The sequence below is a fragment of the Synechococcus sp. R50.1 genome, assembly GCF_047462115.1.
Lineage (GTDB): Bacteria > Cyanobacteriota > Cyanobacteriia > Thermostichales > Thermostichaceae > Thermostichus.
Window position 1 is genome coordinate 111,404 of record NZ_JANSIN010000002.1, and the last position, 14,319, is coordinate 125,722.

Annotated in this window: 15 protein-coding genes; 9 read left to right on the forward strand and 6 right to left on the reverse strand. The window is 57.5% G+C overall.

From position 1 onward, the window contains the following. Positions 1 to 39: 39 nt before the first annotated feature. Genes NW870_RS01320 through NW870_RS01330 form a run of 3 tightly spaced genes read right to left on the reverse strand, consistent with a single transcriptional unit; the run spans position 40 to position 2,192 of the window. Positions 40 to 1,215: an LL-diaminopimelate aminotransferase gene (locus tag NW870_RS01320; RefSeq protein ID WP_414373481.1), complete on the reverse strand. Its 1,176-nt coding sequence runs from the start codon at positions 1,213 to 1,215 to the stop codon at positions 40 to 42. A 49-nt stretch (positions 1,216 to 1,264) separates the two neighbouring features. Further along, positions 1,265 to 1,849, reverse strand: coding sequence for a TolB family protein (locus NW870_RS01325; protein WP_414343009.1), 585 nt, complete (start codon positions 1,847 to 1,849; stop codon positions 1,265 to 1,267). Positions 1,850 to 1,907: 58 nt separating this feature from the next. Next, entirely contained in the window at positions 1,908 to 2,192 is a 285-nt protein-coding gene (locus NW870_RS01330) for a DUF427 domain-containing protein (RefSeq protein ID WP_414328853.1), read from the reverse strand. 231 nt (positions 2,193 to 2,423) lie between these two features. Here NW870_RS01330 and NW870_RS01335 point away from each other — a divergent pair, with 231 nt between their 5' ends. The 9 genes from NW870_RS01335 to NW870_RS01375 all read left to right on the forward strand — a co-directional run bounded on the left by NW870_RS01335 (position 2,424) and on the right by NW870_RS01375 (position 11,405). Then, entirely contained in the window at positions 2,424 to 3,833 is a 1,410-nt protein-coding gene (locus NW870_RS01335) for a DUF697 domain-containing protein (protein WP_414373493.1), read from the forward strand. A 48-nt stretch (positions 3,834 to 3,881) separates the two neighbouring features. Next, positions 3,882 to 4,646, forward strand: coding sequence for a proteasome-type protease (locus NW870_RS01340; protein ID WP_011431739.1), 765 nt, complete (start codon positions 3,882 to 3,884; stop codon positions 4,644 to 4,646). 52 nt (positions 4,647 to 4,698) lie between these two features. Next, positions 4,699 to 5,685, forward strand: a complete 987-nt coding sequence (gene glyQ / locus NW870_RS01345; RefSeq protein ID WP_011431738.1) for a glycine--tRNA ligase subunit alpha — start codon at positions 4,699 to 4,701, stop codon at positions 5,683 to 5,685. A gap of 151 nt (positions 5,686 to 5,836) precedes the next feature. After that, positions 5,837 to 6,364 (forward strand): NYN domain-containing protein, encoded by a 528-nt coding sequence (locus NW870_RS01350; protein ID WP_011431737.1) that lies wholly within the window; start codon positions 5,837 to 5,839, stop codon positions 6,362 to 6,364. 331 nt (positions 6,365 to 6,695) lie between these two features. Beyond that, positions 6,696 to 8,507 carry a translation elongation factor 4 gene (gene lepA / locus NW870_RS01355; RefSeq protein WP_414350006.1) on the forward strand — a complete coding sequence of 604 codons (1,812 nt, stop codon included), beginning with the start codon at positions 6,696 to 6,698 and terminating at the stop codon, positions 8,505 to 8,507. A 4-nt stretch (positions 8,508 to 8,511) separates the two neighbouring features. Then, positions 8,512 to 9,105 carry a bis(5'-nucleosyl)-tetraphosphatase (symmetrical) YqeK gene (gene yqeK, locus NW870_RS01360; RefSeq protein ID WP_414328665.1) on the forward strand — a complete coding sequence of 198 codons (594 nt, stop codon included), beginning with the start codon at positions 8,512 to 8,514 and terminating at the stop codon, positions 9,103 to 9,105. A 42-nt stretch (positions 9,106 to 9,147) separates the two neighbouring features. After that, a complete protein-coding gene (rsfS, locus tag NW870_RS01365) occupies positions 9,148 to 9,519 on the forward strand; it encodes a ribosome silencing factor (RefSeq protein WP_011431734.1) in 372 nt (123 codons plus the stop codon). Between the two features lie 596 nt (positions 9,520 to 10,115). After that, a complete protein-coding gene (locus tag NW870_RS01370; protein ID WP_011431733.1) occupies positions 10,116 to 10,436 on the forward strand; it encodes a hypothetical protein in 321 nt (106 codons plus the stop codon). 57 nt (positions 10,437 to 10,493) lie between these two features. Further along, positions 10,494 to 11,405 carry a histone deacetylase gene (locus NW870_RS01375; protein WP_414373483.1) on the forward strand — a complete coding sequence of 304 codons (912 nt, stop codon included), beginning with the start codon at positions 10,494 to 10,496 and terminating at the stop codon, positions 11,403 to 11,405. Here NW870_RS01375 and NW870_RS01380 read toward each other — a convergent pair. The 3 genes from NW870_RS01380 to speD all read right to left on the reverse strand — a co-directional run bounded on the left by NW870_RS01380 (position 11,402) and on the right by speD (position 14,163). Then, on the reverse strand, positions 11,402 to 12,553 hold the full coding sequence (locus NW870_RS01380; RefSeq protein WP_414373485.1) for an NAD-dependent epimerase/dehydratase family protein: 1,152 nt from the start codon (positions 12,551 to 12,553) through the stop codon (positions 11,402 to 11,404). The genes NW870_RS01375 and NW870_RS01380 overlap by 4 nt on opposite strands. Before the next feature lie 93 nt (positions 12,554 to 12,646). Next, complete coding sequence (locus NW870_RS01385; protein WP_414328671.1) at positions 12,647 to 13,585, reverse strand: fused MFS/spermidine synthase; 939 nt, start codon at positions 13,583 to 13,585, stop codon at positions 12,647 to 12,649. 119 nt (positions 13,586 to 13,704) lie between these two features. Beyond that, positions 13,705 to 14,163 carry an adenosylmethionine decarboxylase gene (gene speD, locus NW870_RS01390; RefSeq protein WP_414328672.1) on the reverse strand — a complete coding sequence of 153 codons (459 nt, stop codon included), beginning with the start codon at positions 14,161 to 14,163 and terminating at the stop codon, positions 13,705 to 13,707. Positions 14,164 to 14,319: the final 156 nt, after the last annotated feature.

The window sequence follows — 14,319 nt, forward strand, 5'->3', positions numbered from 1 at the left end:
TGCTCGATGTTTGGGATTGATGTTTGGGATTTAGGAAATTCACCGGGACAAAAACGCCTCGATCCGTCCCACTGCCTCCTCCAGACGGGATCCCTCGACCACCAAAGCAAAGCGGACATAGCCTTCCCCACTGGGGCCAAAGCCAGAACCGGGAGACAGGGCAACCCCTGTGGCTCTCACCAAGTCCAGACAAAACTGGGCAGAAGAGCCGCGATAAAACTCCGGCAGAGGCGCCCACAGATACATGGTGGCTTCTGGCAAGGGCACAGGCCAACCGATGCGGTGTAGAGCCGCCACAGCTATATCCCGTCGCTCGCGGTACACCTGCCGCCAGCGCTGCAAAAAGCTATCGGGAACTGTCAAAGCTGCTGCTGCCCCCCGCAGAATGCCCTGGTATTGGTGGAAGTCGATGGTGGATTTCACCCACCGCAGGGCTCGGATCAGCTCTCGGCTGCCAATGGCGTAGGCTACCCGGAATCCCCCCATGTGATAGGACTTGGAGAGAGAAAAAAACTCGATGGTGCGGGTTTTATCGGGATCCGCCTGCAGCGCAGAAGGGGCCACCTGGCCGTCGAAGCGCCAGTCCACATAGGGAAAATCGTGGGCCAGAACGATGTCGTACTGCTGACAAAACTGCAGGGTTTCTTGCCAAAACTCCGGGGTGACGGTGGCAGTGGTGGGGTTGTGGGGGTAGTTCAACACCAGCAGCCGCGCCTGCCGGCAGATCGCTGCCGGGATCCGATCCCACTGGGGCAAGAAGCGGTTTTCCGCCCGCAGGGGCAGGTAGTAGGGGATCCCGCCCGCCAGATGGATCCCGCCCGCATGAGAGGGATAGGCCGGATCGGCGACCAAAGCAACATCGCCGGGGTTGAGCAGGGCCAGGGGCAAGAGGGCCGTTCCCTGCTGGGATCCGATCAACGGCAGCACCTCTGTTTCCGGATCGATCTCCAGGCCGAACTTGCCCCTGTACCACTTGGCGCAGGCAGACCGAAAGTCCGCCGTGTCGTGAAACAGCGTGTAGCCATAGGTAGAGGGATCCGACAGAGCCGATTGGATGGCCGCCAAGGAGTCTGAAGGTGGGGGCAGATCGGAGGATCCCAGAGACAGATCGATCACATCCAGGCCAGAGCGACGAGCCTCTCGCTTGGCTCGATCCATTTGGTCAAACACATTGCCGCCGAGGGGCTGAAGTCGCTGGGCGAGGGGAATCGACATGCAACAACTCTTGCAAAGCAGGGGGGTCTATCCTAGCTTGAGGATCCCCTCAGGGATTGTCGTCAGCATTGGGGGAAGAAGGTGAGGTTGGACGCGTGCTGGCCGCCGGCCCCCGGTCGAAAATCTCGATGTGCCACTGTCCTTGGCCGTTGCTCTCAAAAGCGATAAACCGGCCATCGCCGCTGATGGTGGGGTTGCGCACATCTCCTGGCACCCGGCTGCTGATGTTTTCTATCCTGCGAGTTTCCCGGTCGTAGAGGAAGATCTCAGACTTGCCCAGAGCATTGGACACGTAGACGATGTAGCGGCCATCAGCGCTGATGTCGGGCGAGGTAGCCGCCACGTCGCTGGAGTTGAGGCCGGGCAGATCCACCAAGCGACGTTCCACCGTGTCGTAGAGAAAAATATCCTGGCTGCCGCTGCGGGCCGAGGAAAACACCAGGTAGCGGCCATCTCCGTTGAAAGCAGGCTCCCCATCGGGGAAGATGCTGTTGAGGCCACTGTTGGTCAGGCTGGGACGCGGGGTGCGAAAACCTGCGGGGCTGCAGCCCAACAGCACCAAGCTCAATCCGGCCAGGCCCAGCTTTCTCGCCCACCGGGCCGCGCCAAACAGGATCCGGCCATCGGTCAGCATGGCATCGCCTCTCCAACCCACCCTTCCCATCATACCCGGTTGACAAACTCGGCTCCGGCTAGGGCTCCACCTTGACACCCTTCCAGAAGGCCACATAGCCCCGGATGTTGGCCGCAGCGGGTTTGGGATCCGGGTAGTACCAGGCGGCATCTTTGTTCTCCTGGCCGTTGACCACGAGGGTGTAGTAGCTGGCCTCCCCCTTCCAGGGGCAGGTGGTGTGGGTAGAGCTGGGCTGGAAGTATTCCCGGCGCAGAGATTCCGGCGGAAAATAGATGTTGCCTTCTACGGTTTCGTAGCGGTCTGTCTCCGCCACCACTACCCCATTCCAGATAGCCCTGGGCATGGAAAACCTCCTCTTGCCAAGTTTTGGATATCGGATTTTTGAGTTGCGGATCCCGGCGGCTGAGGCCGCCTTGCTTTGAGCTTAACTCTTCCCTTCCTCTTATGATCGTCTTGTATTGTCCCTTGTATTGTCCGATGAGAAGCTCTCTGTCCGGTGGGGAAGCCTGCCGATCCCGAGAGCAAAGTGGAGTCTTTTAAGGGCTGCTTCCTACCGCTATTGAGCGCTACGGCTATGGCTCGCCGCAACACCCTACAAGATGACCTCAACTACCAACAAGCCAAGCGCAGCCTGCGCCAGTGGGTGGCCCAACTGGATCTGCGCCCCCAAGAGGTCGCGGGCTTAGAAGGGGAGTTGGAGAGCTTGCAAGCGCTCTTGGACAAGCTGGAAACCGAGGTCATCCACATCGCCGCCTTTGGTCTGGTGGGGCGAGGCAAGTCTTCCCTGCTCAATGCCCTGCTGGGCGAGCCAGTCTTTGAGACGGGGCCCACCCATGGCATCACCCGTACCCAGCAAGCGGCAACTTGGAACATCAGCTGGGAAACCCGCCCCCAGTCCTCCTTCTCTGGCACATCCCTGCAGGGATCCCGCCTCCCCCCTTCCTCGGTGCAGTCGGTACAGGTCGCCCATTGGCAGGGATCCTGTCTGGAGCTGATCGACACTCCCGGCCTGGATGAAGTAGACGGCGAAGAGCGGGCGCGGCTGGCCCGAGAAGTGGCCCAGCGGGCGGATTTGATCCTGTTTGTCGTCTGCGGGGATCTGACGCGGGTGGAGTTTGAGGCTCTGGCCACCCTGCGGGAGGCGGGCAAGCCTATGCTGCTGGTGTTCAACAAGATCGACCAGTACCCAGAGGCGGATCGCCAGGCCATTTACGACAAGATCCGCAACGAACGGGTGCGGCAGCTCCTTTCCCCCGACGAGATCGTCATGGTGGCGGCCTCCCCTCGCGTGCCCCGCCTGGTGCAAAGGCCGGATGGGAGCTTTGCTGCCCAGATGGAAGTGGGATCCCCGCAGGTGGATGAGCTGCGCCTGAAAATCCTGGAAGTCCTGCATCGGGAGGGGCGTTCGCTGCTGGCCTTGAATGCCCTCCTGTTTGCCGATCGGGTTAACCAGCAGGTAATTGAGCGCAAGCTGCAAACCCGTGCCCAGCAAGCCCAAGACCTCATCGCCTCAGCCGCCCGCACCAAAGCGCTGGCGGTTGCCCTCAACCCCATCACCCTGCTCGATACCTTGGGAGGGCTGGCCATCGATGTCACCCTGATCCTGCGCCTGGCCCGCCTGTACGGCTGGCCCATGAGCACTGCAGGAGCCACACAACTGCTGCAGAAGATCATCCTCAGCATGCTCAGCCTGGGCGCCGGCGAGTGGGTGGCGCTGTTGGGCCTGGGATCCCTGAAAACCTTGCTGGGGGGATTCTCTCTGGGAGCCTACGGTTCCGTGGCCCTGACGCAGGCGGTGTTGGCCGGGTTTTCCTGCTATGCCATCGGCGAGTCCGCCCGCCGCTACCTGGCCCAGGGAGCCAGTTGGGGGCCAGAGGGCCCCAAAGCCGCCATAGCCCAGATTTTGGCCGATTTGGACGAAGCCTCGATCACCGCCCGCCTGCGGGAGGAAATCCGCCACAAAATCGGATTTGCTTTCCCCTGAACCTCTACAATCGCCTCTACAATCAGAGAGCCGAGCCGCATCGTTCGCATGACCTACTGCCTTGGCATCATCACCCGCTTTGGCTTGGTGATGGCGGCAGATTCCCGCACCAACGCCGGGGTGGACTACGTCTCCACCTACCAAAAGCTGTTCGATTTTTCCGTGCCCGAAGAGCGGGTGATCTTGATCTGCACCTCCGGCAACCTGTCCATCACCCAGGGCGTTTTGACCGAAGTGCAGCGGGATCTGCGCCAACAGGAAAGTTCCAATCTCCACACCTTCCCCCATCTCTACGACGTGGCCCGCTACCTGGGATCCAAGATTCGGTACATCCAGGAGCAAGACCGACCCTGGCTGGAAAAGGACGGTATCGACGCCCAGTGCAGCCTGTTGTTGGGGGGACAGATCCGAGGCGAGGAGCCGGCCCTCTTTTTGATCTACAGCCAGGGCAACTGCATCCAGGCCACCCCGGAAACCCCTTTTTTGCAGGTGGGGGAAACCAAATACGGCAAGCCAATCTTGGATCGCACCCTCTCCTACGAAACCTCGCTAGCAGATGCGGCCAAATGCGCTCTCCTCTCCATTGACTCCACCATGAAATCCAACATCTCCGTCGGCCCCCCCATCGATTTGGTGATGGTGCAAGCGGATCAGTTCAAGGTCACCCACCGTCTGCGCCTGCGCACCGGGGATCCCTACCTGGCCAAGATGCGCAAACTGTGGGAAAGCGCCCTCAAACAAGCCTTCGACCAAATGCCCCCCATCGAGTGGGACTACTCGGATCCAGCTGATCGGGAAGAGCTGCTCGACTGAGAGGAGGAGATTGGTAGGATAGGGGTTAATCCATCTCTGCCCAACCCCTGCCATGTCAGCCCACACCTTTCAAGACTTGATCTTTCGCCTGCAACAGTTTTGGGGGGAGCAGGGCTGCTTGATCCTACAACCCTACGACCTGGAAAAAGGCGCCGGCACCATGAGCCCCCACACGTTTTTGCGCGCCTTGGGGCCGGATCCCTGGCGAGTGGCCTATGTCGAACCCTGTCGCCGCCCCACCGATGGACGCTACGGTCAAAACCCCAATCGCCTGCAGCACTATTTTCAATACCAAGTGTTGATCAAGCCCTCCCCCGATGACATTCAAGATGTGTACCTGGATAGCCTGCAAGCTTTGGGCGTGAACCCGGCAGAACACGATGTTCGCTTTGTGGAAGATGACTGGGAATCTCCCACCTTGGGGGCTTGGGGCGTGGGCTGGGAAGTGTGGCTGGACGGCATGGAAGTAACCCAGTTCACCTACTTTCAGCAGGTGGGCGGACAAGATTGTCGCCCGGTTTCTGTAGAAATTACCTATGGGCTAGAGCGCCTGGCCATGTATCTGCAGGGGGTGGATTCGGTTTTCGATCTCTGCTGGAATGAGCATCCTTCTCTGGGACGGATTACCTATGGACAAATCTATTTCCAAAATGAGGTCGAGCAATCTTATTACAACTTCGAGTATTCCGATCCGGAGATGCTACTGGAATTGTTCCGGCTCTACGAAGCCGAGGCCAAGCGTTTGATCGAAACCACCCAACAGAAGCTGCAGAAACAGGTGTTGCCGGATCGGTTGGCCGTGTCTCTGCTCCTGCCCGCCTACGACTATGTGCTCAAGTGCTCCCACACCTTTAACCTGCTCGACGCTCGTGGTGTCATTGCTGTAGCCGAGCGCACCCTCTACATTGGGCGCATCCGTAACCTGGCTCGACAATTGGCGGAGCTGTACGTTAGCCAAGCCGATCGACCGGGATCCAGCTATGCCCTGCGGCAACCGGAACCCGCTTTGGTTTACAGGGGTGCCTCTCCCCAGAGTTAATTCTTGAGAAAGGGATCCCACCTTTGGCTATGATGAGAGATTGGTGTCAGCAAGGTGCTGGCTGCCCGAAGCAGCTCTTGTGGAAAGTCAGTGACCTCGTTTTCATCCTCTTTTTCTGACCAGTTCACCTTACTTTTTTCGGAAAAGCTTTATGTTTTACCATCATCCCGTCACTCGGGTTTCCATCTTTATTGATGGCAATAATATGTTTTATGCTCAACAGAAAAATGGCTGGTTTTTTGACCCACGCCGGGTGCTGGATTATTTTGTTAGATCACAGCCGAATGTTGAATTGGTCAACGCCTTTTGGTACACCGGCATCAAGGATCCCCATGATCAGAGGGCCTTTCGAGACGCTCTGATCAGCATGGGCTTCACTGTGCGCACCAAGATCCTCAAAGAATATCGAGATGAAGACTCCGGTCGGTACTCCCAAAAAGCAAATCTGGATATCGAAATAGTAATCGATATGTTCAACACCGTTGGCCAGTACGATAGGATCATTCTATTTAGCGGCGATGGAGATTTTGAGCGGGCCGTCGAGCTGTTGCGTTCCAAAAACACGCTGATTACAGTTGTCTCCACCGAAGGGATGATCGCCCGCGAGCTGCGCAACGCCACCGACCGCTACATCGACCTCAATGACATTCGCCCCTACATTGAGAAGTTAGACAAGTAGTGCTTTGGGCAGGGTTCTGGACTGCTTCCTCTGCCGTCGGGTCAGACCCATAGCCTCCTGGCGAGCTGGCGACAACACCGCCTAAGTTCGTTCTGGCTTTTTCCATCTTCACGGATCCCATCCCTGCCACACAAGCGGCACGTCTGTTGTACCGGCTCTAGTCAGCGCTGCCGGAAAGGAGCTGTCCCGGCCAATTCCAGTAGGGTGCTCTGGTGTCCGGCAGAAGGGCTGTGTCTTCTCCCCTTGGCAGCCAACTTCTGGGCAACCTCAGTTCAGGCAGGGGAGCAGAGAGGCTAGCATTGTAAAAAATCTTTGCCCTGATCAGGTTTTTATGACCGGCGTTCCTGTCTCCCGTATTCGCAACTTTTCCATCATCGCCCACATCGACCACGGCAAATCCACCCTCGCCGATCGCCTCCTGCAGGAAACGGGCACCGTTTCAGCCCGCGAGATGAAGCCGCAACTGCTGGACAGCATGGAACTGGAGCGGGAACGGGGCATTACCATCAAGCTGCAAGCGGCCCGCATGAACTACCGTGCCCAAGACGGCCAAGACTACGTTTTGAACCTGATCGACACGCCGGGGCATGTGGACTTCACCTACGAAGTCTCCCGCTCCCTGGCCGCCTGTGAAGGGGCGCTGCTGGTGGTGGATGCCTCTCAAGGGGTGGAGGCCCAAACCCTGGCCAACGTCTACCTGGCCCTGGAGAACAACCTGGAAATTATTCCGGTGATCAACAAAATCGACCTGCCGGGGGCCGAGCCGGAGCGGGTCATTGCCGAGATTGAGCAGGTAATCGGCCTCGACTGCAGCGGGGCAATCCTCGCCTCTGCCAAGGTGGGTATTGGCATTCAAGAGATTCTGGAGGCCATTGTGCAGCGGGTGCCGCCCCCACGGGATACGGTGGCGGAGCCCCTGCGGGCCTTGATTTTCGATAGCTACTACGACGCCTATCGCGGCGTGATCGTCTATGTGCGCATCATGGACGGGGAGGTGAAAACGGGGGACAAGATTTGCTTTATGGCCTCTGGCCGAGAATACGAGATTACCGAGCTGGGGGTGATGCGTCCCAACCAAGAGCCGGTGGATGCCCTACATGCGGGCGAGGTGGGCTACATGGCCGCCGCCATCAAGAGCGTGGAACACGCCCGTGTTGGGGATACCATCACACTGGTGAATCGCAAAGCTCCTGAGCCCCTGCCCGGCTACAAAGAAGCCAAGCCGATGGTGTTTTGTGGCCTGTTCCCCAGCAGCTCCGATCAGTACGCCGAACTCAAAGAGGCTCTGGAAAAGCTCAAGCTCAACGATGCTGCCCTGTACTTTGAGCCAGAAATTTCCAGCGCCATGGGCTTCGGCTTCCGCTGTGGTTTTCTGGGCCTGCTGCACATGGAGGTGGTGCAGGAACGCCTAGAGCGGGAGTACAATCTCGATCTGGTGATCACAGCTCCGACGGTGGTGTACCAAGTTACCCTCAACAACGGCTCTGTGATTCGGGTGGACAATCCCAGCAAGCTGCCTCCCCCCAACGAGCGCACCAGCATTGAGGAGCCGATTGTCAGGGTAGAGGTGATTCTTCCTGAGGAATTTGTCGGTACCGTGATGGAGCTGTGCGAGACCAAACGCGGCACTTTTAAAGACATGAAATATCTGGCGCAGGGTCGGACTACGCTGGTGTATGAGCTGCCCCTGGCGGAAGTGGTCACCGACTTTTTCGACCAATTGAAATCACGCACTCGTGGTTATGCCAGCATGGACTACCAAATGATTGGCTATCGCGCCGATGATTTGGTGCGTTTGGACATTTTGATCAACGGCGATGTGGTGGATTCTCTATCCACAATTGTGCATCGGGACAAAGCTTTTTATGTAGGCCGTTCCCTAGTTGCCAAGTTACGAGAGCTGATCCCACGCCATCAATTTGAAGTGCCCATTCAGGCAGCAATTGGCTCTAAAGTGATTGCTCGTGAAACCATACCAGCCCTGCGCAAAAACGTCTTGGCCAAATGCTACGGAGGAGATGTGACCCGCAAACGCAAGCTTTTGGAAAAACAAAAAGAGGGGAAAAAACGCATGAAGGCGGTGGGAACGGTGGATGTGCCCCAAGAAGCGTTTATGGCCGTGCTGAAGTTGCAAAATGATTAGGGCCATGGGCACTCAACTGGGGCGGGAAGAGGTGTTGGCCTGGCTACAGGAGCGGGTGTCTCCTCCTCGCCTCCGCCATATCTTGGGGGTAGAGGGGATGGCCCGACAGCTGGCGGCCCACTACGGGCTGGATGAGCAGAAAGCTGCTTGGGCAGGGCTGATGCACGACTTGGCCAAGGCTTTCCCGCCGGAGCAACTGTTGCAAAGGGTGGCTCAGGAACGGGAGCTGGATGAAATTGAGCGGGCCGAACCTCACATCCTGCACGCTGAGGTGGGATCCCTGGTGGCGCGGGAGCAGTTTCAGGTACAGGATCCGGAGATTTTGGCGGCCATTGCCAACCACACGCTAGGGCAGCCCGGCATGGATCCGCTCAGTTGCGTGGTTTTCGTGGCCGATGCCCTGGAGCCGAATCGGGGCAACAGCCCAGAATTGGAGCGGTTGCGGCAGATGGCTTTTGTAGATTTGTCTAAAACCGTAGTGGGAGTATGTGACTTGAGCCTAAAATTTTTGCTAGACCGGAATCAGGTGGTTCATCCGCGCACACTCATGACTCGGAATCATTTTTTGTTACATCCTTTAGAAAAAGCGGTGTCCTAGGTTAACTCAGTCGTTTCAGGAGGGTTTTAGTTGCTACATCTCATGCCTGCCCCTGCTGGGGATCCCATCTATTGCATGGCGCTGAGTGCAGCTCGCGCGGCAGAAGAGAAAAAAGGTGGCGATATCGTTCTGCTGGATGTATCCCAAGTCTCCACTTTGGCAGATTACTTTCTTCTGGTCAGCGGCTACTCGCTCACGCAAGTCCGCGCCATTGCCCGAGCAATTGAGGAAAAGGTTTGGGACGAGTGGAAACAAACTCCGCGCCGCATCGAAGGGCAGGAATCGGCCTCTTGGATACTGATCGACTATGCCGATCTCATTGTCCATGTGATTATGCAACAGGAAAGGGACTACTATGACCTAGAGTCTTTCTGGATCCAGGCTCAGCGAGTCGATCTGCCCATAGCAGGCTAAATCTATTTGTTTTGGATCCCTGGATTTGGCAGTTCTTCAGAGCTTGGAGCCAAGGGAAGAGTTGCTCTTTACAACTCTTTAACTGCCTTCCAGGGCCTCCTTGACAGACAGAAGTTTTAGTCAATTGTCAAGAAATATGTAAGTTTCTTAATATTCCCGCAATTTCTTACACAGTCACGTGTTAGGGTAGTGAATGACAAATAGCTGAGTAAGATCTTCCTGCCTTTTGCAGTCGAGTTTCTATAGTCTTTGTTAAACGCTCTACCTTGTTTCTCTTGAACGCTGATAATTCTTCGTTGGTACTGAATACCAGCAAAAAGATTTTCCAGCTGCTGATGGCTCCTATTGGCTGCTTTCAGCGGCAAGTGGAAAGGCAAACGAGGCGAATAGAGGAGGCAAGGATTGGCTGCACAAGAGGATCTTACGAACGAAACCGCAACTTCTTCCCGACGGCAGACTTAACTGCAACCGGCTTAAATGGTCGGCCTGTAGGCAAAATCCGGTGCCAAAAGCAGCGGAGGAAGATGGGGAAGCAGCGTTTTTTGTTTAATGTCTGTTTTTAAGAGCGACAGGGATTTTTAGGAGGGACATTCATCATGGAAAAGATGTTGGTTAATATCGTCGAGTACCTGGCATTGGGAGAACTGGAAACTATCCTCTCCACTGAGCACCCCCATCAACAGGTGTTTTATGACGCTAGGGAGCGGGAAGCGATGATGCAGCAGATCCTAAACCGGGTCCCCGCCATCTACATGTGGCTGGCTGCCGATGAGTGTCCCAGCCGCGATCAACTCAATTCCTCTGAGCTGGAATTGCTGCGGTCGGTAGTGCGGGATGTGGTCAATCAAAAACTCCAACAAGCCTCTTTTGGCCTTGACCCCTATGCGGGATCCATGTCAGAGGTCTTCTACGGATAGAGGGGGCGGGCTTAAGCTACACTGCAAAGGCGTTGCCTTAGCTTGTTGCCTCTGCCCATGTTGCCTGTTTACTATTCCGATATTTTCCTCAGCCACGATACTGGGCCATTTCACCCCGAGCGTCCGGCTCGCTTGCAGTCCATTGTTAAGGCGCTGCGTGGTGCCCCTTTTGCCAACCAGTTGGAATGGCGGGATCCCCCCTTGGCGGAGCTGGCAGAGCTGGAGCGAGTACACTCGCGTCAGCACATCCAACAGGTGGCTGAGTTGGCAACAGCAGGTGGGGGACACATTGATGCCGACACTGCTCTCTCGGAGAGAAGTTTTGAAGCGGCGCGCCTGGCTGTGGGGGCTTGGGTGGCCGGCTCTGCCTCGGTTTTGACCACCGCTCAGCCAGCGCTGGTGCTGTGCCGTCCACCTGGGCATCACGCAGAGCCAGAACGGGCAATGGGGTTTTGTTTATTCAGCAACGCAGCCATTGCGGCGCTGTGGGCGCTGGATCAGCCGGGGGTGAAGCGGGTGGCGATTTTCGATTGGGATGTTCACCACGGCAACGGCACGCAGGCGGTGGTGGAGCGCTATCCCCAACTGGCCTATGCCTCCATCCATCAGTTTCCCCTCTACCCCGGCACCGGCTCCGCTCGCGAAACCGGGATCCACGGCAACCTCTGCAACGTGCCTTTGCCTGCCGGCTCGGATTGGTCGGTCTACAAAAAGGCCCTCGACGAGAAGATCTTGCCGTTCTTGCAAGCGTTCCAGCCCGATTTGCTGCTGGTGAGCGCCGGCTTCGACTGTGCCAAAGGGGATCCCCTGGCCGGTATGCAGCTAGAGCCGGAAGCCTTTGGCCGCATGGCCCGCCTTTGCCTGGAGCAGGTGACCCGCAAAACCCTCTTCGGCTTGGAAGGCGGCTATAACCTGGACAACCTGGCGCGCGGCTGGCTGAGCCTGGCCCAAGCTTGCCTGGAGAGTTAACCTTTCCACTTCACCTTGGGTAAAATCTGCCGCACATCCACCCGATCCTTGTACTTGAGAGCAAAGTTGAGCAGCGAATCCAAGAGGGAATCGGACAGATAGTGGGGCTGGAGGCCCAGGTCTAGGAGCTTGGTGTTTTTGGCGTTGTAGTAGTGCTCTTCCAGCTCGACGCGGGGGTTCTCCAGGTGGTTGATTTCCACCTTCAGGCCCATGGTGGCTCCCGCCTTTTGCACCAGCAACGCCAGTTGCTCAACACTAAATTGCTCTGTGAACTGGTTCATCACCCGGAATTGGCCCGGCTCGGCAGGGTGAGCAATGGCCAGCTCCACGCAGCGCACCGTGTCGCGGATATCCAGGAAACCGCGGGTCTGGCCGCCCTTGCCATACACTGTCAGCGGATGGCCCACGGCAGCCTGAATGCAGAAGCGGTTCAGAGCTGTGCCGAATACGCCATCGTAATCGAGACGGTTGATCAGCACCTCGTCCATGCCGGTTTCTTCCGTCAGCACGCCGTACACCACTCCTTGGTTGAGGTCGGTGGCGCGCAGGCCCCAGACGCGGCAGGCGAAGTGGATGTTGTGGCTGTCGTGTACTTTGGAGAGGTGATACATGGATCCCGGCTGCTTGGGGTAGGGCAGGGTATCCTTGCGGCCATTGTGCTCGATGGTGATGTACCCCTCCTCAATGTCGATGTTGGGGGTGCCATACTCACCCATGGTGCCCAGCTTCACCAGGTGGCAATCGGGAAATTCCTCTTTGATGGCGTAGAGGATGTTCAAGGTGCCCACCACGTTGTTCACCTGGGTCATTACCGCGTGTTCGCGGCTGATCATCGAGTAAGGGGCAGAGCGCTGCTCGCCAAAGTGAACAATGGCATCCGGCGGGAAGCGGCGCATGCAGGAGATCAGGGCTTCGTAGTTGGTAACGTCGCAGACAAAGATGGGAATGTCCTTGCCGGTTAGCCCCTTCCAGCGATCCACCCGTTGCTCTAGCTGGGCAATGGGGGTCAGGGTAGAAACCCCCAGTTGCAGATCCCAGAGGCGGCGGACGTAGGAATCGAGAATGGCCACCTCATAACCCCTGTTGGATAGGTGCAGGGCTGTCGCCCAGCCACAGTATCCGTCACCACCAATAACCAGGACTTTCATCAGGGAAGCAAAATTCGGCTGCTCACGAATCTACCAAGTTATGGCACCAAAGACAAACTCTCCTGGGATCCCTTCGGGGTGCTGGATAGCCCCCTATTCGATGCGAGGCGGGTTGTCCAGGGTATAAACCGTGGTCTCGGCGGCAATGGCACGGCGCAGGTGAGCTGGGACTTGGTAGAGGCCCAGAAGGGTGATGCCATCGATGAATTGCAGTGCCCCTCGCTCGGGATCCAACTGTTGGCTCAGCATCTGGTCGATCTGCTCCGGTTCTGGCCTGGGGGAGATGGGATCCTGAGCTGCCAGGGCAAAACCCAGTGGGCCACCGTAGGTGGGGGCATAGATGGCGTAGGGCTGCACGGCGGCAAACACCGTTTTCAGGGTGCGAACAATGCGGGTGTGTTGATGAAGCTCAACCGGCCCCGTCGGCCCGGCTTGGATGGTGAAAGCCCCATCGGGCTGCAACTTGGAGCGGATCTGGCGGAAAAACTCCTGGGTGAAGAGGCGGTAGGCAGGGCCGGACTCAATGGGATCGGAAAGATCGGAAAGGATCACATCCCAAATGGGGCCTGTTTCCTGGAGAAAATCCAAGGCATCGGCAATCACCACCTCCACCCGCGGATCTTCAAAGGATCCCTGGTGCATTTCCGGCAGGTGCTCTCGGCAGGCTGCCACCACCTCCCCATCGATGTCCACCATCACCACCTGCTCCACCGAGCGCCAACGCAGCACCTCCCGCAGCGTTGCCCCTTCTGCCCCCCCCAACACCAGTACCCGCCGGGGGATCCCGCCCGCTTGGACAACCTGCACCATAGCCGGATGAACCAAAGCCTCGTGGTACAGAAACTCATCCACGGTAGTGGATTGCCAATGCCCATCCAGCATCAGACCCTTGCCGAAGGCCCCCGTCTCGGCGATCAGCATCTCCTGGAAAGGGGTTTTTCGGTAGGCCAAGATGCGCGTGACGGCACGGGCGGTGTAGTCCCAAGGGGTAAAGTACTCCTGAACCCAGAAGAAACTTCTCGGGCTGCTCATAAGCACCTCGCTACAGCTTTTTCCAGCAACATAGACTGACCTCTGGGGTGAATCGGATCCCACCCAGCCTACAGATGGCCCCCATGACAGTTTGGAAAAAGCTGCGATTGGCGAAGATCTCAGCGCCTTCGTCGGGTCGCTTCACAGGTGAGCACCTCAGCCGAGTCTGGGGCCTCTTCCAGGAGTGTCGGTTGCGCGGTGCGGCGGGGCACCTTGCGCAGGGAATATCGTCGCGCTTGAAACACGTCGATCAGATATTCACAGGCCGCTTCCGGTCGGGTGTGGCGACCACAGGTGAACACATCCACCGCCGCGTAGCCCGCTTCGGGCCAGGTGTGAATGGAGATGTGGGATTCCCCCAAAAGAGCGAGGGCTGTAATCCCCTGTGGCTCAAATGGATGGCACAGCTCTCCCAAAAAGGTGGAGTTGGAGCGTCTGGCTGCCTCTCGCAAAGCCTGTTGCACCAGAGAGGCATCATCCAAAAGTTTGGCCGGGCAGTCGTAAAGCTCCAGGATACAGTGGATCCCGATCAGAGCTGGAGACCTATCCCCTAATTGGCCAGATAGTGTGTGCAGCATACTATCCCCTAATTGGCCAGATAGAACTGATTAGAACCAGAGGCTGCACAGAAAGCGCAGCTTTACCATTATCTCACAATTGACATACTCCCCTGCCTAAAGGCAGGGGATTCTGGTTCCTGGTTCTGCGACAGCACTTACCGTGTCAGGTTGCCC

Coding starts and splice junctions, on each gene's coding strand:
- NW870_RS01320 (WP_414373481.1), bottom strand. CDS start 1,215: ATGTCGATTCCCCTCGCCCAGCGACTTCAGCCCCTCGGCGGCAATGTG.
- NW870_RS01325 (WP_414343009.1), bottom strand. CDS start 1,849: ATGCTGACCGATGGCCGGATCCTGTTTGGCGCGGCCCGGTGGGCGAGA.
- NW870_RS01330 (WP_414328853.1), bottom strand. CDS start 2,192: ATGCCCAGGGCTATCTGGAATGGGGTAGTGGTGGCGGAGACAGACCGC.
- NW870_RS01335 (WP_414373493.1), top strand. CDS start 2,424: ATGGCTCGCCGCAACACCCTACAAGATGACCTCAACTACCAACAAGCC.
- NW870_RS01340 (WP_011431739.1), top strand. CDS start 3,882: ATGACCTACTGCCTTGGCATCATCACCCGCTTTGGCTTGGTGATGGCG.
- glyQ (WP_011431738.1), top strand. CDS start 4,699: ATGTCAGCCCACACCTTTCAAGACTTGATCTTTCGCCTGCAACAGTTT.
- NW870_RS01350 (WP_011431737.1), top strand. CDS start 5,837: ATGTTTTACCATCATCCCGTCACTCGGGTTTCCATCTTTATTGATGGC.
- lepA (WP_414350006.1), top strand. CDS start 6,696: ATGACCGGCGTTCCTGTCTCCCGTATTCGCAACTTTTCCATCATCGCC.
- yqeK (WP_414328665.1), top strand. CDS start 8,512: ATGGGCACTCAACTGGGGCGGGAAGAGGTGTTGGCCTGGCTACAGGAG.
- rsfS (WP_011431734.1), top strand. CDS start 9,148: ATGCCTGCCCCTGCTGGGGATCCCATCTATTGCATGGCGCTGAGTGCA.
- NW870_RS01370 (WP_011431733.1), top strand. CDS start 10,116: ATGGAAAAGATGTTGGTTAATATCGTCGAGTACCTGGCATTGGGAGAA.
- NW870_RS01375 (WP_414373483.1), top strand. CDS start 10,494: ATGTTGCCTGTTTACTATTCCGATATTTTCCTCAGCCACGATACTGGG.
- NW870_RS01380 (WP_414373485.1), bottom strand. CDS start 12,553: ATGAAAGTCCTGGTTATTGGTGGTGACGGATACTGTGGCTGGGCGACA.
- NW870_RS01385 (WP_414328671.1), bottom strand. CDS start 13,585: ATGAGCAGCCCGAGAAGTTTCTTCTGGGTTCAGGAGTACTTTACCCCT.
- speD (WP_414328672.1), bottom strand. CDS start 14,163: ATGCTGCACACACTATCTGGCCAATTAGGGGATAGGTCTCCAGCTCTG.